19 protein-coding genes are annotated in these 21,131 nt (G+C 71.1%); 9 read left to right on the top strand and 10 right to left on the bottom strand.

The genetic code is table 11. The features are described from left to right. Nucleotides 1-443 precede the first annotated feature (443 nt). Nucleotides 444-1,373, top strand: coding sequence for a COX15/CtaA family protein (locus tag VB080_RS03310; RefSeq protein WP_323417001.1), 930 nt, complete (start codon nucleotides 444-446; stop codon nucleotides 1,371-1,373). Between the two features lie 404 nt (nucleotides 1,374-1,777). Here the strand turns inward: VB080_RS03310 and VB080_RS03315 are convergent, their stop codons facing one another. The 3 genes from VB080_RS03315 to VB080_RS03325 form a co-directional block, all read right to left on the bottom strand. Continuing rightward, complete coding sequence (locus VB080_RS03315) at nucleotides 1,778-2,893, bottom strand: hypothetical protein (RefSeq protein WP_323417002.1); 1,116 nt, start codon at nucleotides 2,891-2,893, stop codon at nucleotides 1,778-1,780. Between the two features lie 313 nt (nucleotides 2,894-3,206). Continuing rightward, complete coding sequence (locus VB080_RS03320; protein ID WP_323417003.1) at nucleotides 3,207-4,538, bottom strand: MATE family efflux transporter; 1,332 nt, start codon at nucleotides 4,536-4,538, stop codon at nucleotides 3,207-3,209. A gap of 5 nt (nucleotides 4,539-4,543) precedes the next feature. Beyond that, nucleotides 4,544-5,110, bottom strand: coding sequence for a hypothetical protein (locus VB080_RS03325; RefSeq protein WP_323417004.1), 567 nt, complete (start codon nucleotides 5,108-5,110; stop codon nucleotides 4,544-4,546). 155 nt (nucleotides 5,111-5,265) lie between these two features. On the opposite strand from VB080_RS03325, the gene VB080_RS03330 reads away from it, so the two are divergent. After that, complete coding sequence (locus VB080_RS03330) at nucleotides 5,266-6,555, top strand: glycosyltransferase family 2 protein (RefSeq protein ID WP_323417005.1); 1,290 nt, start codon at nucleotides 5,266-5,268, stop codon at nucleotides 6,553-6,555. A gap of 164 nt (nucleotides 6,556-6,719) precedes the next feature. On the opposite strand, the gene VB080_RS03335 is transcribed toward VB080_RS03330, so the two are convergent. From VB080_RS03335 to VB080_RS03345, 3 genes are read right to left on the bottom strand one after another with little or no spacing between them, the layout of a single operon-like run. After that, on the bottom strand, nucleotides 6,720-7,574 hold the full coding sequence (locus VB080_RS03335; protein ID WP_323417006.1) for a MaoC/PaaZ C-terminal domain-containing protein: 855 nt from the start codon (nucleotides 7,572-7,574) through the stop codon (nucleotides 6,720-6,722). Continuing rightward, the gene (locus tag VB080_RS03340) at nucleotides 7,574-8,935 is read right to left on the bottom strand and encodes a 3-oxoacyl-ACP reductase (RefSeq protein ID WP_323417007.1); all 1,362 of its coding nucleotides are present in this window, start codon (nucleotides 8,933-8,935) and stop codon (nucleotides 7,574-7,576) included. The genes VB080_RS03335 and VB080_RS03340 overlap by 1 nt, the downstream gene beginning before the upstream one ends. Next, on the bottom strand, nucleotides 8,935-10,296 hold the full coding sequence (locus tag VB080_RS03345) for an acetyl-CoA C-acetyltransferase (protein ID WP_323417008.1): 1,362 nt from the start codon (nucleotides 10,294-10,296) through the stop codon (nucleotides 8,935-8,937). The genes VB080_RS03340 and VB080_RS03345 overlap by 1 nt, the downstream gene beginning before the upstream one ends. An 87-nt stretch (nucleotides 10,297-10,383) precedes the next feature. Between VB080_RS03345 and VB080_RS03350 the strand changes: the two genes are divergently transcribed. The 4 genes from VB080_RS03350 (at nucleotide 10,384) to VB080_RS03365 (ending at nucleotide 13,794) form a co-directional block, all read left to right on the top strand. Next, on the top strand, nucleotides 10,384-11,022 hold the full coding sequence (locus VB080_RS03350) for a TetR/AcrR family transcriptional regulator (RefSeq protein ID WP_323417009.1): 639 nt from the start codon (nucleotides 10,384-10,386) through the stop codon (nucleotides 11,020-11,022). Beyond that, nucleotides 11,019-12,953, top strand: coding sequence for an acyl-CoA dehydrogenase (locus VB080_RS03355; RefSeq protein ID WP_323417010.1), 1,935 nt, complete (start codon nucleotides 11,019-11,021; stop codon nucleotides 12,951-12,953). The genes VB080_RS03350 and VB080_RS03355 overlap by 4 nt, the downstream gene beginning before the upstream one ends. Before the next feature lie 107 nt (nucleotides 12,954-13,060). Continuing rightward, complete coding sequence (locus VB080_RS03360) at nucleotides 13,061-13,345, top strand: hypothetical protein (RefSeq protein WP_323417011.1); 285 nt, start codon at nucleotides 13,061-13,063, stop codon at nucleotides 13,343-13,345. Continuing rightward, nucleotides 13,309-13,794 (top strand): hypothetical protein, encoded by a 486-nt coding sequence (locus VB080_RS03365; protein ID WP_323417012.1) that lies wholly within the window; start codon nucleotides 13,309-13,311, stop codon nucleotides 13,792-13,794. Before VB080_RS03360 ends, VB080_RS03365 begins: the two co-directional genes overlap by 37 nt. 30 nt (nucleotides 13,795-13,824) lie before the next feature. On the opposite strand, the gene VB080_RS03370 is transcribed toward VB080_RS03365, so the two are convergent. The 4 genes from VB080_RS03370 to VB080_RS03385 all read right to left on the bottom strand — a co-directional run bounded on the left by VB080_RS03370 (nucleotide 13,825) and on the right by VB080_RS03385 (nucleotide 18,001). After that, the gene (locus VB080_RS03370; protein ID WP_323417013.1) at nucleotides 13,825-14,136 is read right to left on the bottom strand and encodes an AzlD domain-containing protein; all 312 of its coding nucleotides are present in this window, start codon (nucleotides 14,134-14,136) and stop codon (nucleotides 13,825-13,827) included. Continuing rightward, nucleotides 14,133-14,825: an AzlC family ABC transporter permease gene (locus VB080_RS03375; RefSeq protein WP_323417014.1), complete on the bottom strand. Its 693-nt coding sequence runs from the start codon at nucleotides 14,823-14,825 to the stop codon at nucleotides 14,133-14,135. Before VB080_RS03375 ends, VB080_RS03370 begins: the two co-directional genes overlap by 4 nt. Before the next feature lie 163 nt (nucleotides 14,826-14,988). Continuing rightward, on the bottom strand, nucleotides 14,989-16,314 hold the full coding sequence (locus VB080_RS03380; protein ID WP_323417015.1) for a uracil-xanthine permease family protein: 1,326 nt from the start codon (nucleotides 16,312-16,314) through the stop codon (nucleotides 14,989-14,991). Nucleotides 16,315-16,480: 166 nt separating this feature from the next. Continuing rightward, nucleotides 16,481-18,001 (bottom strand): dolichyl-phosphate-mannose--protein mannosyltransferase, encoded by a 1,521-nt coding sequence (locus VB080_RS03385; RefSeq protein ID WP_323417031.1) that lies wholly within the window; start codon nucleotides 17,999-18,001, stop codon nucleotides 16,481-16,483. 437 nt (nucleotides 18,002-18,438) lie between these two features. On the opposite strand from VB080_RS03385, the gene rsmI reads away from it, so the two are divergent. The 3 genes from rsmI (at nucleotide 18,439) to rsmA (ending at nucleotide 21,077) form a co-directional block, all read left to right on the top strand. Then, the gene (rsmI, locus tag VB080_RS03390) at nucleotides 18,439-19,290 is read left to right on the top strand and encodes a 16S rRNA (cytidine(1402)-2'-O)-methyltransferase (protein WP_323417016.1); all 852 of its coding nucleotides are present in this window, start codon (nucleotides 18,439-18,441) and stop codon (nucleotides 19,288-19,290) included. After that, nucleotides 19,287-20,135, top strand: coding sequence for a TatD family hydrolase (locus tag VB080_RS03395; protein WP_323417017.1), 849 nt, complete (start codon nucleotides 19,287-19,289; stop codon nucleotides 20,133-20,135). The genes rsmI and VB080_RS03395 overlap by 4 nt, the downstream gene beginning before the upstream one ends. Nucleotides 20,136-20,219: 84 nt before the next feature. Further along, entirely contained in the window at nucleotides 20,220-21,077 is an 858-nt protein-coding gene (gene rsmA / locus VB080_RS03400; protein ID WP_323417018.1) for a 16S rRNA (adenine(1518)-N(6)/adenine(1519)-N(6))-dimethyltransferase RsmA, read from the top strand. Nucleotides 21,078-21,131 lie beyond the last annotated feature (54 nt).

Below are 21,131 nucleotides of genomic sequence, written 5' to 3' on the forward strand. Positions count from 1 at the left end.
CACTTCGTCGAGAAGCTCCCACCCCACGCAGGACGCCAGTCCTCTGTCCCCACTCAGCGTGTCCTACTCGACTTTGCGTGTGTTGTAACGGCAGCAGAGTCGGGCGAGGCGGGCAAAGTCGAGCAGAGCAGGCAGAGTCGAGCAGGGCGGGCAGAGTCAGGTGAGGAAGGCAGAGCGGAGCAGGACGGGCAGGGTCGGGTGAGGCGGGCAGAGTCGAGTAGAGCGGGCAGAGTCGAGCAGGGCGGGCAGAGTCGAGAGAGGTCGGCAGAGACGGGCGGGGCCGGCTGGGTGAGTGCGACCGGCTGGGTGAGTGCGACCGGCAGAGTCGGGCAGGGCGGGCTGGGATCAGTCGGAGGAGCCACCAAAGAGGAGTCCCAGGAGGAGAACCCCAGGAAGAGACCCAATCGGCCACACAGCCGGCTCCCGGCTGGCAGGATCGACCCATGACCCAGTCTGTCCCCTCGTCCACTGTTCGCCGGGCCTACTGGGTGGCAGCCATCCTCACCGGTGTGGTGGTGCTGATGGGCTCAGCGGTGTGCGCCACCGAATCGGGCCTGGCCTGCCCGACCTGGCCGGGGTGTTTCCATGACCAGCTGACCCCGACCGGCACCAATTCCGCGATCGAGTTCAGCCACCGGGTGGTGGCCTTCCTCGACCTGGTCTCGCTTGCGGTCGCGAGTTGGCTGGGACGCGGCCTGCCCGACCGCCGGTTACGACTGTTCCCCGTCGGGGCGTTGGTGGCGGCGATCGCGTCCGGTGTCTTCGGGATGACCATCGTGCTGTTCGGGCTCCCGATGGTGCTGGGCATGGTGGACGTCGCTGCCGCCCTGGTGGCGCTCTGCCTGATCACCGCGGCCGCGGTCTGGCTGAGCCGGCCTGCGGTTGCCGGAGGCACCCCACTGGGCAGACTCGGCTGGACGACGGTCGGCGCGGTGATCGTGATGCATTTGCTCGGCATCGTGGTGGCGGGCGAGGGGTCCTTCGTCCGGTGTCTGGGCTGGCCGGTGTGGCGGGTGGTGGACTCCGACTCCTTCCCGGGGCTACAGGCTGTCCGGCTGGTCCTCGGGGTGGTGGCGGGAGCTCTGCTGGTATGGCTGATCGTCCGGACGTTGCCGCGGCCCGCGCTGCGGCCCTGGGCGGTGACGCTGGGCCTGCTCTGGCTCGCCGAGTTGGTGATGGGCCAGGTGATCGTCGGCCAGTTCACCGGCGGCGAGCCGCGGCACCTCGCCCTGGCGGCCGGCTACTCGATGCTCGCCGGGGCGATGCTCTGGGTGCTGATTCTGCTGACTGCGCGTGCCAGCGGCGAGGATGGCGTGACCGCTCCTTTGTCGCCGGACCGGGAGGTCAGTGCTGCTGGCGCCGCTGACTGCTGACTGCGGGTGCTGGCGGCGAGGAGGGTTTGACTGCCCTTTTGCCGCCGGACCGGGAGGTCAGTGCTGCTGGCGCCGCTGACTGCTGACTGCGCGTGCCGGCGCCGGGGACGGCTCGACTGCCCCTTTGTCGCCGGACCAGGAGATCGGCGCTGCTGGCGCTGCTGACTGCTGACTGCGGGTGCCGGCGGCGAGGAGGGTTGACTGCCCCTTTGTCGCCGGGCCGGGAGGTCAGTGCTGCTGGCGCTGCTGACTGCGCGTGCCGACGCCGAAGACGGCTCGACCGCCCCTTTGCCGCCGGACCAGGAGATCGGCGCTGCTGGCGCCGCTGACCCCGCCTGCCAGCGCTGACGACCGCTGGCCGCGCGTGTCGGCGTTGCTGACGACTGCTGACCGGGCCGGCGTCCTCAGCCGAACTCGACGGTGACGGCGTCCTGGGTGAGGTCGGCGTAGACGCGGGTGAGGACGGCGTTCGCCTCCCACAGCGAACCGTCCTTGCCCCGCACCTCGCCGTGGATCTTCAGCGACACCGGTGCGGTGGCCGAACCGACCTGGTCGAGGACGGGCTGCAGCGTCGTCAGCGACTCCCGGCCGGAGCGCAGCTCCCAGCGCAGGGTGCGCTCGTCCAGCTTGACCCCGGAGGGGTGGGTGATCCGGAAGCCACAACCTGCCGGGGCGAGGTCGCGGGTGCTCAGGCAGGCGTCCAGCCGGGCAGTGGCGGTCTCGGCGATCTCCCTGGTCGCCCGATCGCTCAGCCCGAGCCGCACCGCAGCCAGATCCGGGGCGACAGCCGGCGTCCGGACCAGGAAGTCAGGGTGTTCGACCCGATAGCGGGGGTCGGTGGTGCCGACCCGGTACTGTCCGGGCAGCAGCGAGACCTGGGGATTCTCCACGACGAATCCGTTGACCGTGATCGGCAGCCCGGCGAAGTCCAGTTCGCGCAGATCCGCATCGGCAACCACCTGTCCGAGCCGCCAGGTCTCGCCGTCCCGGAAGACCGGGAAGCTGGTGGTGACCTGTTCGGCGCCGATCCGGTAGCTGGCAGTCACCTGCTGGGAGGCCGGTTGGTTGGACGTCGCCGGCACGCTCACCTCGCCGATCGACGCCGGGGAGGCACGTAGCACCTGGTCGGTGAGCAGTTCGGCATTGCCCGGACGGACGGAGCCCAGCCGGAGCGCGTCCCCGGCCTTCCCGGCTGCCAGCGCATCGAGGTACGCGGTCACCGCCGTCCCAGCCGGGGGCGCGTCGGCCCCGGGGACGGGCGCGATCGGGTTCATCCGCGGCCCCCAGACCAGCGACACCACGACAACCGCCACACCGACCAGCGCAGCGGTCACGCCGAGCAGAACGGGCCACCAGCGGAAGCGGCGCGGGCCGGGCCGCCGGCGGCTGCGGACCGGGGGCGGGGGCGCGGGCGGCTCCGGACGCAGCCCCTGCGTACCCGTGTAGGGGAACTGCGCCTCAGCCGCGGTTGGTGCCGGCTCGGCCGGCTCCGCGTTGGCGGGCCCGGTCAGGTCGCTCACGTCTTTCCCCCTCGGGAGCCCTCGTGCGAGTCACTGCTGCAACCATAGACGCCGACTGGTGAGCGCGTCCTGCAACCACCGGAACGAAGGCCATGGGCGGCCTCCGCGTCGACCAGGTAGCTGGCGCGTCCTGCAACCGCCGGGACGGAGGGACTCCGCAGGCCTGACCCGGGTGCTCGCGGGCCGAACATGTCCCCCGGAGAGCCGGCCGGAGCCCCGCGGGCCCGATCCGGGTGCTCGCGGGCCGAACCCAGCCCGCGGCGCCGGGCCGGGATCCCCGCCGGCAGAACCAGTCGAGACCCGTCGTCCGGTGTCAGACCCCCAACCGCATCCAGCCGGTGCCGCGAGCACGCAACCCGAGGGTGACGAACCGGCTCAGCGTGAACCCGGCGTAGGCCAGCCACAACCAGACCAGCCCGCCACCGGTGACCGCCACCATGATCGCCAGCGGCAGGTAGACCAGCAGGTTCACCAGACTGGCCCAGGCGAGGTAGCGGGTGTCCCCAGCGCCGATCAGCACCCCGTCCAGGACGAACACCACTCCGCCCAGGACGGTCAGCCCGGCCACCAGCGGCAGCACCGACGACACCAGCCCGACCACCGCGGCGTCCGGCGTGAAGAGCCACAGATACAGCCCCTGCCCGGCCCACAGCAGCAGCCCTCCGGTGACGCCGATCAGCACTCCCCAGCCCAGCATCCGCGCCAGCAGTGAGCGGACGGTCGACGCCTCGCCGGCGCCGAGGTAGCGGCCGACCAGCGCCTGGGCGGCGATCGCGACGGCGTCCATGGCGAAGGTGAGCAGCATCCACAGGCTGTAGAGCACCTGGTGGGCGGCCATGGAGACCGCGCCCATTCGGGCGGCGACGGCGGTGGTCAGCAGCAGCGCCGCCTGCAGTCCGGCGGTCCGTAGGACCAGCCAGCCGCTGCTGCGGGCGGCGGTCAGGATGCCGGACGGGTGCCAGCGCCAGCGGACCTGCTCCCGCCTCGCTCCGCGCAGCACGGTCAGGGCGAGCCAGACCGCCGCGCCGGTCTGGGCCAGCGCGGTGCCGGTGCCCGAGCCGGTGATCCCCCAGCCCAGCCCGTGGACGAACAGCAGGTTGAGGCCGATGTTGGCCAGGTTCATCACCACGACCACCAGCAGCGGCGTGCGGGTGTCCTGCAGGCCGCGCAGCACGCCGGTGGCGGCCAGGATCACCAGCGCGCCCGGGAAGCCGAGGGAGACCACGCTGAGATAGCTGGCGGCCTGATCGGCGACCACTGGTTCGACCCCGTACCACCCGACCACCCCGGTTGCGGCGACCTGCAGCACGATCGCCAGCACCACACCGATCAGGGCACCGAGCGTCATGCCGTCCAGCCCGCCGGCCAGCGCCCCGGCGCGGTCCCCGGCACCGAGCCGGCGCGCCACCGACGCGGTGGTGCCGTAGGCGAGGAAGACGCACAGTCCGACGACCACCCCGACGACGCTGGAGGCTATGCCCAGCCCGGCCAGTGCGTCGGTGGACACATGGCCGATGATCGCGGAGTCGGCCAGCACGAGCAGGGGTTCGGCCAACAGGGTCGCGAAGGCCGGGACGGCCAGCGCCAGAAGTTCGCGATCAAGGCGCCGCTGGTCGGCGTGCGTCGACGGTGGCGTGCTGCCCACGCCGGTCAGGCGGTGGCGGGTTGCAGGTCGGAGTCGCCGCCGGTCTGCAGGGCGGGAGCAGCAGCGGCCCGCCGCTGGGCCGACTCCAGGGCGCGCCGCTCGACCCTGCCCAGGGCGCGCTGCAGCCGTGGCCGGTTGTAGCGCTGGATCAGGATGAACGGCAGATTGCCCAGCAGCGCGATCAGGAAGCAGACCATCCACACGTCCAGCGGCGTCCACAGCCGCATCGGGATGGTGCTCAGCACCGCCCGGAGGTGGTTGGACTCGCCGCGACAGGTCTCCATGACGAACTGGCGCAGGTAGGTCGGGTCGTCCCCGAGCAGGTGCCGTTTGGAGAAGTGCGTCCTGCCGTCGACAGCAGGAACCTTGTCCTTCCACCGGTCGATACGCAGCAGCTCACGGTAGAGTTCGCCGCCGCGCTCCCAGTCGCGAGTGCGGTACCACCACCGGTCAGGATCGAAGAACTTCGCCGGCAGCCAGACGTCCCATTGCATGCGTCCGAGCGTCATGAGGACGTAAACAGTCACGTTCATCCAGAACAGCGACCAGCTAGCCTCATTGTGAAAGACCACGCACACACACCTCCTAACCTCCTATGATAAGCAACTTCGCCGCGCCGGCATTCCATGTCCGGGTTCTTGCCGCCGCCGGGTAAACTGAGCCCACACTTCGCATGCGCCTGTGCGGGCCGCGCGACCGAGATGAAACGACCCCGGGGGGAGACCCGATGACGACGCTGGCATGGGTCTGTCAGGCGATCATGCTGGTGTCCGGGGCTTACGGTCTCTATCACTGCTTGATCGCCCTGCCCGTGGTCGGCGGGCTGCGTCCGCCGGCTCAACTGACCCACCGGATCCACCGGTTCGCGGTGCTGGTCTTCGCCAAGGACGAGGCGGCGGTCATCGAGCCGCTGCTGGCCAGCCTCCGCCGGCAGGAGTACCCGGCGGACGCCTTCGAGATCTTCGTCACCGCCGACAACTGCACCGACGACACCGCCGCGCTCTCCCGGGCAGCCGGGGCAACGGTGTGGGAACGTCACGACACTGAAAAGATCGGCAAGGGCTTCGCCCTCACCTGGTTCTTCGACCGCTTCACCAAGCAGGAGGCCGACAAGTTCGACGCCTGCGTGATGTTCGATGCCGACAATCTCGCCGACCCCGGCTTCCTCGCCGCGATGAACCGCCAGCTCAACGCCGGTGTGCCGGTGGCCGTGGGCTACCGGATGGGCAAGAACCCGACCAGTTCCTGGGTGGCGGGTACCTCCAGTCTGTTCTGGCTGTTGCAGACCCGGCTGTTCCACCTGCCGCGGGCACGACGCGGCCTGCCGGTGACCACCGTCGGCGGTACCGGCTGGATGTTCTCGCTGGACACGCTGGGGCCGGACGGTTGGCACACCAGCTCGGTCTGCGAGGACATCGAGTTCACCCTGAACGCGATCGCCGACGGGCGCCACGTCGGGCTGGCGATGGACGCGATGTTCTACGACGAGCAGCCGCTGACCTTCGCCCAGTCGATGAAGCAGCGCTACCGCTGGTCGTTGGGGAGCGTGCAGGTGCTCGGTCTGATCGGTCCGAAACTGGTCAAGGCGGTGCGCCAGGACTGGCGCCGCACGCTGGACGCGCTGCTGTTCAGCATCGGCATCCCGATCGCCGGGGCCAGCGCGATCATCGGTGTCATCGGCATGGTGGCGACCGGGGTGTCCACCGGCCTGTGGCAGCTCCTCATCGGTGGGCTGCTGGTCGGCGCGGTGGTCAGTTACGTCGCGGTGACGCTGGTGGCGGCCTGGGTGCTCAAACTCGAGCACGCCCACTGGCCGGGCGCCTGGCAGGCCGCGCTCGCCTTCCCGATCTACGTCTTCTCCTGGTCGCTGCTCAACGTGCTGGTGCTCTTCTACCGCAACCCGGTGTGGAAAACGATCCCGCACGTCGAGGCGGTCGAGATCGACCAATTGCAGGCGCCCGAGCTCTCCAAGGCCCCCGAGCCGGCGCCGATCCCGCTGCAGCGGCCGGCTTCCTGACCACCTGCCTCGGGCAGGTGCCGGACGGGCGCGGTGCCCGCCGTCTCCTGGTGGTGTGACGACCCCGAACCCCGACGACCTGGTTGCCAGCACTCGTCCGACCGCCGTGTTCTGGACGCGGTTCCAGGGCCTGCGGAAACCGCCCGCAGTTCAGGCAGTGACGCTCAGGCAGTGACGCGCAGCAGCAGGTGGGGCTTGGCGCCGTCCTTGGTGGTGACGGCGGCGGCCCAGCCGTCCGGCTGCGAGGTGGCGGTGAAGCCGACCGTTCCCGGGAGGGGCACGGCCCTGGCGAACGCCACCTCGACGGCATAGCTGCCGGGCAGCCGGTTCTCCAGGGCTGCCAGCGCGCGGGCGTGGGTCCACATACCGTGGGCGATGGGACGCCGGAAGCCGAAGGCGCGGGCGGCCAGCTGGCTGGTGTGGATCGGGTTCGGGTCTCCCGACACCGCGCGGTAACGGCGTCCCAGGTCCGACGGCAGCCGCCACCGCGCCAGGGGGGTCACAGGGTCGAAGGGCTCCCGGTCGGCCTCCTCGGGTGTACCGGGGACGCTCACGCCGCTGGCGAGATAGGTGCTCACCGCGTCCCAGACGACCTCACCGGCCACGCGTACCTCGCCGATCAGGTCTACCAGAGCGCCCCGGCGGTGCGGACGCAGGTACGCCGCGCGCACCCGCAATTCCAGCGACTCGGTGACCGACACCGGACGGTGCAGCCGCATCCGGTTCGCCACGTGCACCATTCCGGGCAGTCGCAACGTCGAGCCCGGGCCGGCCAGCAGGTACACCTGCAGCGGGAAAGTCAGCACGTGCAGCCAGGTGGGCGGCACGTTGTCACGCAGCGTAAAGCCGCAGACCCCGGCGTAGCGGGCCAGCCGGGCGACATCCTGCCGGTGTCCGCTGACCAGTGCGGTCTGGGCCGGGATCCCCGGCGTCCGGCGGGGGCCGGGAACCAGGGCACGAGCGAACAGCGGGCCCATCGCCGGCAGGTCGTCGAGCCGGACGATGTCCCGATCGGGCATCAGGCACCCACCAGGTTCTGCCCGCAGACCCGCACCACCTGGCCGGTCACCCCGGCACTGGCCGGGTCGAGGAACCAGGCGATGGTCTCGGCCACGTCCACCGGCCGGCCACCCTGGCCCAGGGAGTTGAACCGCTGGAAGATCTCACGCTGAACGAACGGGATCGTCGCCGTCATCTCGGTGATGATGAAGCCCGGCGCCACCGCGTTGACCGTGATCCCGCGCCCGGCCACCTCGGGGGCCAGTGCCCGCACCAGCCCCGCCACCCCGGCCTTGGAGGCGGCGTAGTTGGCCTGGCCCTTGTTGCCGGCCAGGCCGGAGGTGGAACTCACCGCGACGATCCGGCCGCCCTCGGCCAGGCCGCCCGGCACCGCCGGGTCGAGCAGGGTCTGGTTGATCCGCAGTTCGGCAGCCAGGTTGACCTGCAGCACCGCCTGCCAGCGCTCGGCGTCGGTGTTCACCAGCAGCTTGTCGCGGGTGATGCCGGCGTTGTGCACGACGCCGTGGATCCGGGCGTTCCCGCTGTGCCGGGCTGCGACGTGGGCGGTGATCCGGGCGCCGGCGCCGGGGGCGGTGATGTCGAGTTGCAGGGCGGTGCCACCGACCTCGTTGGCCACCGCCGACAGCGCCTGCCCGGCGGCCGGGACGTCCACCGCCACCACGATGGCGCCCTGGCTGGCCACCGTCCGGGCGATCGCCGCGCCGATCCCGCGGGCGGCGCCGGTGACCACGACGATCAGTTCGTCGAGCGGACGGACGGCCGGGCCCGGCACCTCGGCAGCGCCCACCCGCCAGGTCTGGCCGTCGACGAAGGCCGAGCGGCCCTGCAGCAGGAAGCCGAGGGTGGACGCCAGCGCCGCGGGCGTCACCCCCGGCTCGACCTGCACCAGGTTGGCCGTGGCGCCCCTGCGGAGCTCCTTGCCGACCGTCCGGTTGATCCCGTCGATCGCCTGGGCGACCGCTCTGGCCTCCAGCCCGTCCACCCCGTCAACCGGCCGGGCCAGCAGAACCACCCGACCGGAGGGTTCGAGGGCGCGAACCGCTGGGCGGAGGACGGCGCGCAACCCCTCCAGCGCGTCGATGGTGCGCAGTTCGGTGGCGTCCACCACGACCGCGCCGATCGCCGAGCCGTAGCCGGGGGCGGGTTGCCGGCCGGGCTCGTCGAGCACCGGCTCGCTGGTGGTCCGGCCCAGCAGCGCCAGCGTGCCGGACGCCAGCGTGGCACCGTCCAGCCCTGCCACCACCAGCGGCCCGGACGGCCAGCTCGCACCGCGCCGCAGGGTGACCGGCTCGGGCAGCCCTGCGAGCTTGGCCAGGGCCTGGCCGGGGGCGGAGTAGAAGACCTTCTCCAGCACGCTCATCAGATCGCCTCCAGGATCGCCGCGACGCCCTGGCCGCCGGCAGCGCAGATCGAGATCAGGCCGCGGGCCCCCGGACCCTTCGCGGCCAGCAGCGTGGCCAGGGTGGGGACGATTCGGGCCCCGGTGGCAGCGAACGGGTGCCCGGCGGCCAGTGAGGAGCCGGTGACGTTCAGCTTCGTCCGGTCGATCGGCCCGAGTGCCCCGGCCAGGCCGATGTGGCGGCAGTACTCGTCGGACTCCCAGGCGGCCAGGGTGGCGAGCACGGTCGCGGCGAAGGCCTCGTGCACCTCGTACAGGTCGAAGTCGGCCAGGCCGAGCCGCTGCCGGGCCAGCAGCCGTCCGACGGCGGCGACCGGGGCGAGCAGCAGGTCGTCCCCGCCCGGGTAGTCCACCGCGGCAACCTCGGCGTCCACCACCTTCGCCAGCATCGGCAGGTGGTGGGCGGCGGCGTAGTCGGCGTCGGCCAGCAGCACGACTGCGGCACCGTCGGAGAGCGGGGTGGAGTTGCCGGCGGTCATCGTGGCCGGGACGGAACCGGACAGGCCGAACACCGGTTTCAGCGCGGCCAGCTTCTCCACCGAGGTGTCCGGGCGCAGCGGGGCGTCGCGGGTCAGGCCGAGGTAGGGGGTGACCAGGTCGTCGAAGAAGCCCTCCTCCCAGGCCCTGGCGAGGTTGTGGTGGGAGGCGGCGGCCAGTTCGTCCTGGGCCTCGCGGCTGATCCCCCAGCGGGCGGTGGTGAGCGCCTGGTGCTCGCCCATACTCAGCCCGGTGCGCGGTTCGACCACCTGCGGGGTGGACGGCGCGAAGTGACCCGGACGGAGGCTGCTGAACGCTTTCAGCCGGGCTGGCAGGGTGCGAGCGGCGTTGGCGGCCAGCAGTGCCCTGCGTAGCGGCTCGCTGACCGCGATCGGCGCGTCCGAGGCGGAATCGGCACCGCCGGCGATCCCCACGTCCAGCTGCCCGAGGGTGATCTTGTTGGCGATGTAGACCACCGTTTCCAGACTGGTGCCGCAGGCCTGGCCGAGATCGACGGCGGGGGTCTGGGGCGCCAGCGCCGAACTCAGCACCGCCTCGCGGGTGAGGTTGAAGTCGCGGGTGTGCTTCAGCACCGCGCCACCGGCGACCTCACCGAGGGTCTGGCCGGCCAGGCCGAAGCGGGCAACCAGCCCGTCCAGGGCTGCGGTCAGCAGGTCGTGGCTGGACGCGTGGGCATAGGCGCCGTTGGCCTTCGCGAACGGAATCCGGTTGCCGCCGACCACCACGGCGGTGCTCCGCGCCGCGCTCGCCGGCGCCTTCCTTGCCCCCGGCGCGGACGGGTTCGCGCCGTGCTCGGGCTGCGTCGGAGAGCTGGGGGACGTCATCGGTGCCTCCGGGGGTGCGTAACAGTGCGGGCCAAGTAATCGGTACTCAAAGTAGCAGGTACATCAAGTACTGGGTACCCTGATGCCGTGGCCATCGACGGACGAGACGCCCGCTGGGCGGAACACCGAGTCACCCGGCGCCGGGAACTCGTCGACCATGCGATGCGCGCCATCCACCGGCATGGCGCGAACGTTGGCATGGACGAGATCGCCGCCCAGGCCGGCACCTCCAAGACCGTCATCTACCGTCACTTCGGCGACCGCGCCGGGCTGTACGCCGCGATCGGCGAGGCCGTCCATGACCGGATCCTCTCCGAGGTCACCCTGGCCCTGGAGCACTCCGACCCGAGCGACCTCGGTCGGCTGACCGCCGATCTGGCCGAGGCCTACCTCGCCCTGGTCGAGCGGGACCCCAGCCTCTACCGGTTCCTGATGAGCCCTCCGCTGGGGGTCTCGGCGCAGGACCCGGCCGGCCGGGTACCGACCGTGCTGGGTGACCGGCTGGAGGCCGTCCTGGCTGCCCGGCTCGCTGTCGCCGGCCAGGATCCGGCACCGGCCGCTACCTGGGGGCACGGCCTGGTCGGCTTCATCCGGGCCGCCGCCGACCGCTGGATGGACTCCGACCCGCGGCCGCCGCGCGGTGTCGTCGTCGACCACATCACCAGCCTGTTCGCCCCGGCCTTCAGCGCGGGTTTCACCACCGTCCCGACAAAGGAGTATCGATGACCGCTCTCCTGAACCCGACCGAGAACCTCACCCACCTGGGCGCCGCGCTGCGGACGGCCTTCGACGGCCCGTACGCCGCCGAACGAGCCCGGGCTCGCGAGGAGTTGCCCGCCGAGCACCTGCTGCGCGACCCCGGCCTGACCATGGAGCAGGCCCGTGCCTGGACGCTGTCGCGGCTGGGCGAACTGCAGGAGTCCGGGTTCGGCGCGGCCGGGGTGCCGCAGTCGTCCGGGGACGCCGGCGATCCGCTGGCCGCAGTGATGACCTTCGAAGCGCTCGCCTACGGCGACCTGTCGGTGACCATCAAGTCGGGGGTGCAGTTCGGGCTGTTCGGCGGCGCGGTGGCCAACCTGGGCACCGCCTGGCACCACGACACCTTCCTGCCCCAGATCACCTCGCTGCGGCTGCTGGGCTGCTTCGCGATGACCGAACTGGGCCACGGCTCCGACGTCGCCAGCCTGGAGACCACGATCACCTACCTGCCCGACACCGACGAGTTCGAGGTGCACTCGCCCACCCCCGCGGCAACCAAGGCCTACATCGGCAACGCCGCCTGCCACGGCACGATGGCAGCGGTCTTCGGCCAGTTGATGGTGGACGGCCAGGGGCACGGCGTCCACACCGTCCTGGTGCCGATCCGGAACGACGACGGTCGCGACCTGCCCGGGGTGACCACCGGCGACCAGGGCCACAAGGGCGGGCTGCAGGGCGTGGACAACGGGACGATCCGGTTCGACCACGTCCGGGTGAAACGCGAGATGCTGCTCGACCGCTACGGCCGGGTGGACGCCGACGGCCGCTACTCCTCCCCGATCGAGAGCCCCAACCGCCGGTTCTTCACCATGCTCGGGACCTTGGTCCGCGGCCGGGTGTGCGTCTCGGCCGGCGGGCTGGTGGCGGCGCGGCGGGGGCTGTCGATCGCCACCCGATACGCCCTGCAGCGACGACAGTTCCCGGCCGCCGGCCGGCCTGGCGGCGTTCTGCTGCTGGACTACCTGACCCACCAGCGCCGGCTGCTGCCACTGGTCGCCCGCGCCTACGCACTGGGGTTCGCCCAGAACGAGCTGATCCAGGCCCTGGTGCACGTCCAGGGCGGCGGCGAGCACAGCGACCGCGAGCAGCGCGAGCTGGAGACCCGGGCGGCCGGGCTGAAGGCGATGTCCACCTGGTTCGCCAACGAGGCTCTGCAGGCGTCACGGGAGGCCTGCGGCGGGGCCGGCTACCTGGCCGAGAACCAGCTCACCGGGATGCGCGGCGACGCCGACGTCTTTGCCACTTTCGAGGGCGACAACACCGTCCTGCTGCAGCTGGTGACCAAGGCACTGGTCACCGACTACCGGCAGCTCTGGGGCGAGCTCGACCGGGCCGGGGTGGTGCAGGCCACGGCGAAGCAGGTGGGCGAGACAGTGGTGGAATGGACCGCTGCCGGGGTGCTGATGGAGCGACTGGTGGCCAACACCCGCCGCCGTCCGGACGACCTGGCGATGATCGACCGCGCCTGGCAGGCCTGGGCGTTCACCGAGCGGGAGCGGCACTCGCTGGAGTCGCTGGCCCGCCGGATGCGGGCGGCCGCGCGGAGCCAGGGCGACCGGTTCGAGGCCTTCAACCGGCTCGGCGACCATGTCCAGTTCGTCGCGAGGGCGCACCTGGAGCGGGTGGTGCTGGAGGCCTTCGTGGACGGTATCGCCGCGTGCCAGGATCCGGAGGCACGGGCAGTGCTGGAGAAGCTGTGCAGCCTGTATGCGCTGTCCAGCATCGACGCCGACCGCGGCTGGTTCCTGGAGCACAACCGGATCTCGTCCACCCGGTCGAAGGCACTGGGAGAGCAGCTCAACCTGTTGTGCCGTGAGTTGCGGCCGCACGCGCTGCCGCTGGTGGAGGGGATGGGCGTGCCGGAGGGCTGGCTGGGCGCGACATTGCTGGAGGAGTGAGCCGGCCCGGCCGTCCGGTTGCCCGCCGCGTGCGGCGGCCGGGGTTCCCCGGCGACGTCCCTTTCCGGGGACTTCCCGCGGGCGACGCGAAGCCCTAACCTCGACGCATGGGGGGAAGGTTCTGGTACGTCTTCTTGTCGGTCGCGCTGGTCGCAGCCGGCCTCGCCGCCGGGGTCGCCACCTGGCTGGAATGGCTGCCCTGTCAGGGCAGCATGCTCAACGGCAGTGTGCTGGTGGGCGGTCAGTACCTCAACGACTTCAGCGATGCCTGCCTGGCGCGGATGGACGGCAGCGATGCTCTGCCGCTGGCCCCGGCGTCCTGTGGGCCAGGGGACTGTCAGCGCTGCTGCTCGCGGTGGGCTGGCTGGGGTTCGCGTCCCGGCTCCGGCTGACGCCCGTCCAGCGGCTCGTGGTGCTGCTGCCGGTGGTCTCGGTGGGGTGGTACGCCGTCGCCACGTGGCTCGCACCGGCACTGGGGAACCGGTCGCTGTGGGACGTCACCGGGCCGGCCTCGATCGCGACTGAGCTGACCGCCTTCGTGGCGTTCATCGTGATCGACCTCAAACTCGGTGGCGCCCGTGCCCGCCTGCCGAGTTTGATCGGATTGTGGGCGGTGGCCGCCTACGGCATCATGCACCTGATCATTGACTACCTGGTGATGGCCGCTACCAGCGACGCCAACTGGGATGCCCCGCCCGGCACCGGTTACCTCACTGCCGCGATGATGGTGCTCTGTGGCGTGCTGGTGGCGGTGCTCGGCTGGCGGGCCGGCAGAGCCGGGGCGACGAGCGTCCGGTCGGGCGATCCGGTGCTCGCCGGCGTGGCGACCCCGGCCGACTGAGCCATCCGATCGCCGCCCGGGTCAGCCGGCTCAGGGCAGGCCGGCGAGCCGTCCGAGCGCGGCGGCCAGCGCGCCAACCACCACCACGACGATGTAGGGGGCCTTGAACCAGAGCGCGATGCCGCCGGCGCCGAGGGCCAGCAGGCGGGAATCGGCCGCCAGCCCCTGGCCTGCCCCGACGGTGTTCAGGACGGTGAGCGAGGCCAGCAGGCCGACGGTCAGCGCTCCGGCCAGTTCGGTGACCACCGGACGGTCGAGCAGGGACTGCGGCAGCAGGTAGCCGGCCAGCTTGATGATGAATGCCGTCCCGGCGGCGAGGATCACCCAGAACCACAGGCTCATCGGGATCCTCCTTCAGGTTCGGGACGGGGGGAGCGCCGGCGCCAGGCCCACCAACCGGCGGTCACGACGGCGGCGATCAGGACGGGAATGCCCGGCGGTACCAGCGGCATCGCCACAGCGGTCACCAGCGCGGCCACCACCGCGATCGCCACCGGATCGCGTCCCTTCAGCCGCGGCCAGAGCAGGCCGAGGAAGGCCGCCACCGCAGCCCCGTCCAGCCCCCAACTCTTCGGGTCGCCCAGGGCGTCCCCGGCCACGGCGCCGATCAGCGTGAACACGTTCCACAGCAGGAAGACGCCGAGGCCTGCCGTCCAGAAACCGCGCACCCGCTCGTCGTGGTCGTCCTGGGCAGTGGCGGTCGCGGTGGACTCGTCGATGGTGAGGTGCGCCATCAGCGGGATCAGTCTGGCCGGCGGACGGATGAGCGCCTTCAGCTGCATGCCGTAGACGCCGTTGCGGACGCCGAGCAGGGTGGCCGCCGCCCATGCCGCGGCGCCCGTCCCGCCGCCGGCGATCACCCCGATGAAGGCGAACTGGGAGCCGCCGGTGAACATCAGTGCGCTCAACGCACAGGCCTGCCAGACGTCCAGGCCCGCGGCCACCGCCAGCGCACCGAAGGACACCCCGTAGACCCCGACCGCCGCCGCGATGGACAGTCCCATCTTCACGGCAGGGGTCAGGCGGTTCACCCGGCCAAGCTAGCCGGGCCTGACCCGCTGGCCCCACCCGTCCCGAAACCGGAGCGGCCGGCTGAAGAGGACGGTTCCCCGTCCCGGGCCGGGGAACCGTCCCCAGGCCCAGAACCGTCGCGGCGCGAGCCGCAGGGTGTGAAGTTGTGGTGGAGCGGACGGGTCAGGCGACCGGAGCGTCGGCCGGGCCGATCACCTCGGCGTCGGGGACGACGTCGGTACCGCGGGCCTTCGCGATCGCCTTCATCAGGTGGAACAGCGCCAGCGCGGTGACCGTGCCGACGGTCACGCCGCCGAAGGTCATGTTGCCGATGGTGAAGGTGAAGTCCGCGATGCCCATGATCAGGCCGACGGCCGCGGGGATCAGGTTCACCTGCCGGGTGAAGTCGACCCGGTTCTCGATCCAGATCCGGGCGCCGAGCAGGCCGATCATGCCGTACAGCACAGTGCCCGCGGCCCCGATCACGCCGGCCGGGATGGTCTGGATCGCCCAGCCGAATTTCGGGATGAAGGACAGCAGGATGGCGATGAACCCGGCGATCCAGTACAGCGCGGTGGAGTAGACCTTGGTGGCTGCCATGACACCGATGTTCTCGGCGTAGGTGGTGGTACCCGAGCCGCCGCCCAGACCGGCCAGGGTTGTGGCCAGGCCGTCGGAGAGCAGCGCCCGTCCCATGTACTTGTCGTAATTGCGGTCGGTCATCAGGGCCACCGACTTGACGTGTCCGACGTTCTCGGCGATCAGTACCAGGACGACCGGCAGGAAGAGGGCGGCGACGTTGAAGTCGACGGTCGGGGCGTGGAAGGTCGGCAGGCCGAGCCAGTCGGCCTTGCCGACGGCGGCGAAGTCGACCTGGTTCTGCAGGATCGCCGCGACATAGCCGACCAGCACGCCGAGCAGGATCGACAACCGTCCGATCAGCCCGCGGAACAGGACGGTGATCAGCACGATCGCGAGGATGGTGATCCAGCCGGTCAGCGGTGCCGAGCGGAAGCCCGAGTTCTCGTCCACCCCCCAGGCCGCGCCGGCCAGGTTGAAGCCGATCAGCATCACGATGGTGCCGGTCATCACCGGCGGCATCAACTGATCGATCCAGCCGGAGCCTGCCACCTGCACGATGATGCCCACCGCGGTCAGCAGCAGACCGGCGAGCATGATGCCGAAGATCGCCTTGCCGAAGTCGCCGTCGACGGTGGAGGCGATCACCGGGGAGATGAAGGCGAACGACGAGCCGAGATAGCTGGGGAGCCGGTTGCCGGTGATCAGCAGGAAGAGCAGGGTGCCGACGCCGGAGAAGAACAAGGTCGTCGACACCGGGAAGCCGGTGATCAGCGGCACCAGGAAGGTGGCGCCGAACATCGCCACCACGTGCTGCGCGCCCAGCCCGACCATCTTGCCCCAGCCGAGACGTTCATCGGGAGCCACCACAGCCCCCGGTTTGAGCGTGCCACCGACATGGGTCCAGGTGGGTAGCTTGAAGTTCGCCATGGATATCCCCTTCGACGCAGAGCCTGACCAGCCGGGTTGGACAGTAGCGGGGAACGACGGCAGCGCGGACGGGGACGCAAAGAAATGGAACGGGCTGCACAGCTGTCGAACTGCTGGTAGACCAGAACTGCCTATTCCCGCGTTCCGGTGGACGGCCTGCCCCGGCTCAGATCCAGGAACGTAACCACATCCGCGCCAGCCACTCGCTCTTGGTGAGCAGTCCGTCGGTCAGGACGGGGTAGTTCCAGGCGAAGTTGGCCACCACCAGGGCGACCGCGACACCGACGATGATCGCGCCGCGTCTTCGGTGCGGTCCGTTCTTCGGCCCGAGGATCAGCCCCAGCACCAGGGTCAGGGCGATCACCGTGAACGGGACGATGGTGATCGCGTAGAAGTGGAACTGGGGGCGGTCGGTGGTGAAGAACCAAGGGACATAGGTGGCCAGGGCGGCGAGCACCGGGACGCCGAAACGCCAGTCCCGTCCGCCGATCCACCAGATGATCGCCACCAGCAGTGCCACCGCTGCCATCCACCACAGGGCGGGAGTGCCGAGCGCGATCAGCACCCGCTGGCAGGTCTCGCCGCCGACCGGGCAACCGTCCACACCTGGCTGGATGTCGTTGACCGCGTCGAAGGTGATCGGACGGGCCAGCACCAGCCAACCGGCCGGGTGCGCGTCGTAGGGGTGGGTGGTGCCCTTGATGTACTCGCCGGTGTGGAAGGCCAGGATCTCCTGGTGGTAGTGCAGGAAGGAGGCCCACTTCTCGCCCAGGTACATCGTCCACGGGTCGTCGGGGTGGGTCTGGCCCCAGTCCCGTCCCCAGCCGCCGGAGGTTGTCAGCCAGCCCGTCCAGGTCGCGACGTAGACGACCAGGGACACCACCACCAGGCGGATGAAGGCCGGGATGCCGTCCACCACCACGGCGAGCCAGCCCCGCCAACTGGAGCCGGCCAGGTGCCGGGCGCGGACGTCCCACCAGACGCTGAGCAGGCCGAACACCGCCAGCGCCCAGACGGCGTTCCACTTCGAGCCCAGGGCCAGACCGAAGGCCAGCCCCGCCGCCAGCCGCCAGGGACGGAACCAGATCATTGGGCCGAACTCGCCGCCGAAGTCGGTCAGGCCGCTCTTCTCCAGCCGATCGGCCAGTTTCCAGCGGTACCAGTCGCGATCGGCGACACAGCAGGACACCGCCACCACCAGGAAGAAGGCCAGGAAGATGTCCAGCAGGGCGATCCGCGACATGGTGAAGGCCAGACCGTCGACGGTGAGCAGCAGACCGGCGATGCCACCGAGCAGGGTCGAGCGGGAGAGCCGCCGGGTGAGCCGGATGGTGGCGAAGACCAGCAGGGTGCCGAAGACCAGCGGCATGAACCGCCAGCCGAAGGTGTTCATCCCGAAGAGGTGCTCACCGAAGCCGATCAGCCACTTCCCGACCGGCGGGTGCACGATGAACGAGGCCTTGTCCAGATAGATGTCGGGGTTGCCGGCGATGATGTCGGGGTTGGCGGTTGCGGCGTCCGGCCAGTCCTTCTCGTAGCCGAACTTCCACAGCGTGTAGGCGTCCTTGGCGTAGTAGGTCTCGTCGAAGACGACCTTGTTCGGGTAGGCCAGGTTGACGAACCGGATCACGAAGGCCAGCGCGGTGATCGACAGCGTCACCAGCCATCCGGCCAGCCGGTCGGTCATCATGCCGTCGCGCAGTCGCTGGATGGTGGTCAACGGCTGGGACGCGGCGGGTGCCGGCGGAGGCGGCGAGGCGGGTGAGGCGGCCACCGGCCCGGACGGCGAGATGGGCGAGGTGGCCATCGGCCCGTAGACCACCGGCTCGTCGGTTCCGCTCTCGCCTGAGGCCATGGCTGGGCCGCCCGTCACGCTCACCCGGTCATCCTATGCGGCTCTGGCTGTGCGCACTTTCTTCGCGCTCCGACCGGTCCGGTCGGCGGGTTGCTCCCCGATCCGGGACGCCGGCGATGGCCGGGTGCGGATGGGCACAGGTGGTTGTGCCAGCCCCGGGGCTCTGCCGGCGGCTGAGGCGGAGCAATGCCGAGGCGGGCCAGCGGACGGGCGACCGACACGGGGCGCCGGGATGACAGCGGGTGGGGGCGGTCGGGGATACTGCGGGGGTGACATCCGAGCATGCCGGCGGTCTCGTCCTGGCCGGCACCCCGATCGGCAACCTCGCCGACGCCTCCCCGGCCCTGCGCGCCGCACTCGCGACCGCGGACGTGATCGCGGCCGAGGACACCCGGCGGCTGCGCAGCCTGCTGCGTGCCCTCGACCTGACCACGCAGGCCCGGGTGGTTTCCTACTTCGACGGCAACGAAGCCTCCCGGGCCGAGTCGCTGCTGGCCGACCTGCAGGCCGGACGGACCGTCGTGGTGGTGACCGATGCCGGGATGCCGACGGTCTCCGACCCCGGCTACCGATTGGTGAGGCTGGCGATAGAGACCGGGCTGGTGGTGTCGGTGGTGCCGGGGCCGTCCGCGGTGCTGGTGGCGCTGGCACTGTCCGGGCTGCCCACCGACAGGTTCTGCTTCGAGGGCTTCCTGCCGCGCAAGCCGGGAGAGCGGCAACGCCGGCTGGCCTCGCTGGCCACCGAAACCCGCACCATGGTTTTCTTCGAGGCGCCGCACCGGCTCACCGACTTCCTGGTCGACGCCGCGGCCGCCTTCGGGGACCGACGTCCGGCAGCGGTCAGCCGCGAGCTCACCAAGACCTATGAGGAGACCCGGCGGGGCAGCCTCGCCGAGTTGGCCGGCTGGGCGGCCGAGGGGGTGCGCGGTGAGATCACCGTGGTGGTCGCAGGCGCGCCCGAGGCGGCGGTCGACCTGTCGTCCGGGGTGGCCGAGGTGCTGGCCCGGATCGCCTCGGGTGAGAAGCTGTCCACGGTGGTGAGTGCGGTGGCCGAAGCCTCCGGGCTGCCGCGCAAGGCCCTCTACGCGGCCACCCTTGATGCCAGGAAGGACACCCTGTGAGCCAGCGCGAACTGCCTCCAGCTCCGGAGCCGCTGCCGGTACCGGTGACCGATGCGCACACCCACCTGGCCAGCACCGAGGAGTTCAGTGGCCTGACAGTGGTGGACAACCTGGCCGCCGCGCGGGCAGTCGGGGTCACCCGGGTGGTCGACGTCGGGACGGACGTCACCTCGTCGGCACAGTGCATCGGAATCGCCGAGCGGTATCCCGAGGTGGTGGCGTGCGTGGCGATCCATCCCAACGACGCCGCCCGGGCGGGGGAGCGGCTGGCCTCCGAACTGGACAGGCTCGAAGCCCTGATCGGCAGTTCGCCCCGGGTCCGGGGGATCGGGGAGACCGGGCTGGACTACTTCCGCACCCGCGACGAGGACGGCCGGGCCCGGCAGCGGACGGCCTTCGCCGCCCACATCGCCTGGGCGAAGCAGCACGACCTTGCCCTGGTGATTCACGACCGGGACGCCCATGACGACGTGCTGGAGGTGTTGGACGCCGAGGGCGCGCCCGGGCGGGTGATGATGCACTGCTTCTCCGGGGACGCCGGGTTCGCCCGGCGCTGCCTGGACCGTGGCTTCTGGCTGTCGTTCCCTGGTCCGGTCACGTTCAAGCCGAACGAGGCGTTGCGCGAGGCGCTCGACCTCACCCCGTCCGACCGGCTGCTGGTGGAGACCGACGCGCCCTACCTGACCCCGGTGCCGCTGCGCGGCAAGCCGAACGCCCCCTACCTGATGCCGCACACCGTCCGCTTCCTGGCTGAGCGACGCGGTGCCGATCTCGCCGACCTGTGCGCCGACCTGGAAGCCAACGCCACCGCTGTCTTCGGCCCCTGGGGATCCGGCGATGACTGACCAGACCCGCAGCTGTGACGCACCGTGGGAACGGTTCGTCTGTGAGCCAGGCCCCGGCCGAACCACCACAGGCGGGGCCGGGCGATGAGCCTGCTCGACCCGCGCACCGTCCGTGCTCTGGCTGCCGAACTCGACCTGCGGCCCACCAAACAGCGCGGCCAGAACTTCGTCCACGATGCCAACACGGTCCGGCGGATCGTGGCGGCTGCGGGCGTCGGTGCCGACGACGTGGTGCTGGAGATCGGCCCGGGGTTGGGCTCGCTCACCCTCGGCCTGTTGGAGGTGGCCGACCGGGTGGTGGCCGTCGAGATCGAACCGTCCCTGGCCCGCCGGCTGCCCCGGACGGTGGCCGAGCTGATGCCCGGGCGTCAGGCTGCCCTCACCGTGATCGAAGCGGACGCGCTGGCCGTCGGCGAGGTGCCCGACCCGCAACCGACTGCGGTGGTGGCGAACCTGCCGTACAACGTCAGCGTGCCCGTGCTGCTGCACGTGCTGGCGGTGTTCCCGACGATCGCCTCCGGGCTGGTGATGGTGCAGTCCGAGGTCGCCGACCGGCTGGTCGCGCCGCCGGGTTCGAAGGTCTATGGCGTCCCCTCGGCCAAGCTGGCCTGGTACGGCACCGCCCGGCGGGTAGGGAGCGTCCCGCCGACGGTGTTCTGGCCGGTGCCGAACGTCGATTCCGGGCTGGTCGAGTTCGCCCGGCAGCTGCCGCCGTCCACGTCAGCGACCCGGGAGCAGGTGTTCGCCGTGGTGGACGCCGCCTTCGCGCAACGCCGCAAGATGCTGCGCGGGGCACTGGCCGGGCTGTTCGGCTCCTCGGCGGCGGCCACCGCAGCACTCCAGGCCGCCGGGGTCGATCCGCAGGCCCGGGGCGAGGTGCTGTCGGTGGCGGAGTTCGCCGCGATCGCCGAGTTCCTCGGACGGCCGGCGCCGCAGCGCTGAGCAGTGCGGCGCCGTGGGCGGCCCTGGCGCGGGTGGAGGAATGTGACGCCGTTA

Source organism: Propionicimonas sp. (assembly GCF_034927565.1).
Classification (GTDB): Bacteria; Actinomycetota; Actinomycetes; order Propionibacteriales; family Propionibacteriaceae; genus Propionicimonas.

Coding starts and splice junctions, on each gene's coding strand:
- VB080_RS03310 (WP_323417001.1), top strand. CDS start 444: ATGACCCAGTCTGTCCCCTCGTCCACTGTTCGCCGGGCCTACTGGGTG.
- VB080_RS03330 (WP_323417005.1), top strand. CDS start 5,266: ATGACGACGCTGGCATGGGTCTGTCAGGCGATCATGCTGGTGTCCGGG.
- VB080_RS03340 (WP_323417007.1), bottom strand. CDS start 8,935: ATGAGCGTGCTGGAGAAGGTCTTCTACTCCGCCCCCGGCCAGGCCCTG.
- VB080_RS03335 (WP_323417006.1), bottom strand. CDS start 7,574: ATGCCCGATCGGGACATCGTCCGGCTCGACGACCTGCCGGCGATGGGC.
- VB080_RS03360 (WP_323417011.1), top strand. CDS start 13,061: ATGGGGGGAAGGTTCTGGTACGTCTTCTTGTCGGTCGCGCTGGTCGCA.
- VB080_RS03385 (WP_323417031.1), bottom strand. CDS start 18,001: ATGACCGACCGGCTGGCCGGATGGCTGGTGACGCTGTCGATCACCGCG.
- rsmA (WP_323417018.1), top strand. CDS start 20,220: ATGAGCCTGCTCGACCCGCGCACCGTCCGTGCTCTGGCTGCCGAACTC.
- VB080_RS03345 (WP_323417008.1), bottom strand. CDS start 10,296: ATGACGTCCCCCAGCTCTCCGACGCAGCCCGAGCACGGCGCGAACCCG.
- VB080_RS03355 (WP_323417010.1), top strand. CDS start 11,019: ATGACCGCTCTCCTGAACCCGACCGAGAACCTCACCCACCTGGGCGCC.
- VB080_RS03370 (WP_323417013.1), bottom strand. CDS start 14,136: ATGAGCCTGTGGTTCTGGGTGATCCTCGCCGCCGGGACGGCATTCATC.
- VB080_RS03380 (WP_323417015.1), bottom strand. CDS start 16,314: ATGGCGAACTTCAAGCTACCCACCTGGACCCATGTCGGTGGCACGCTC.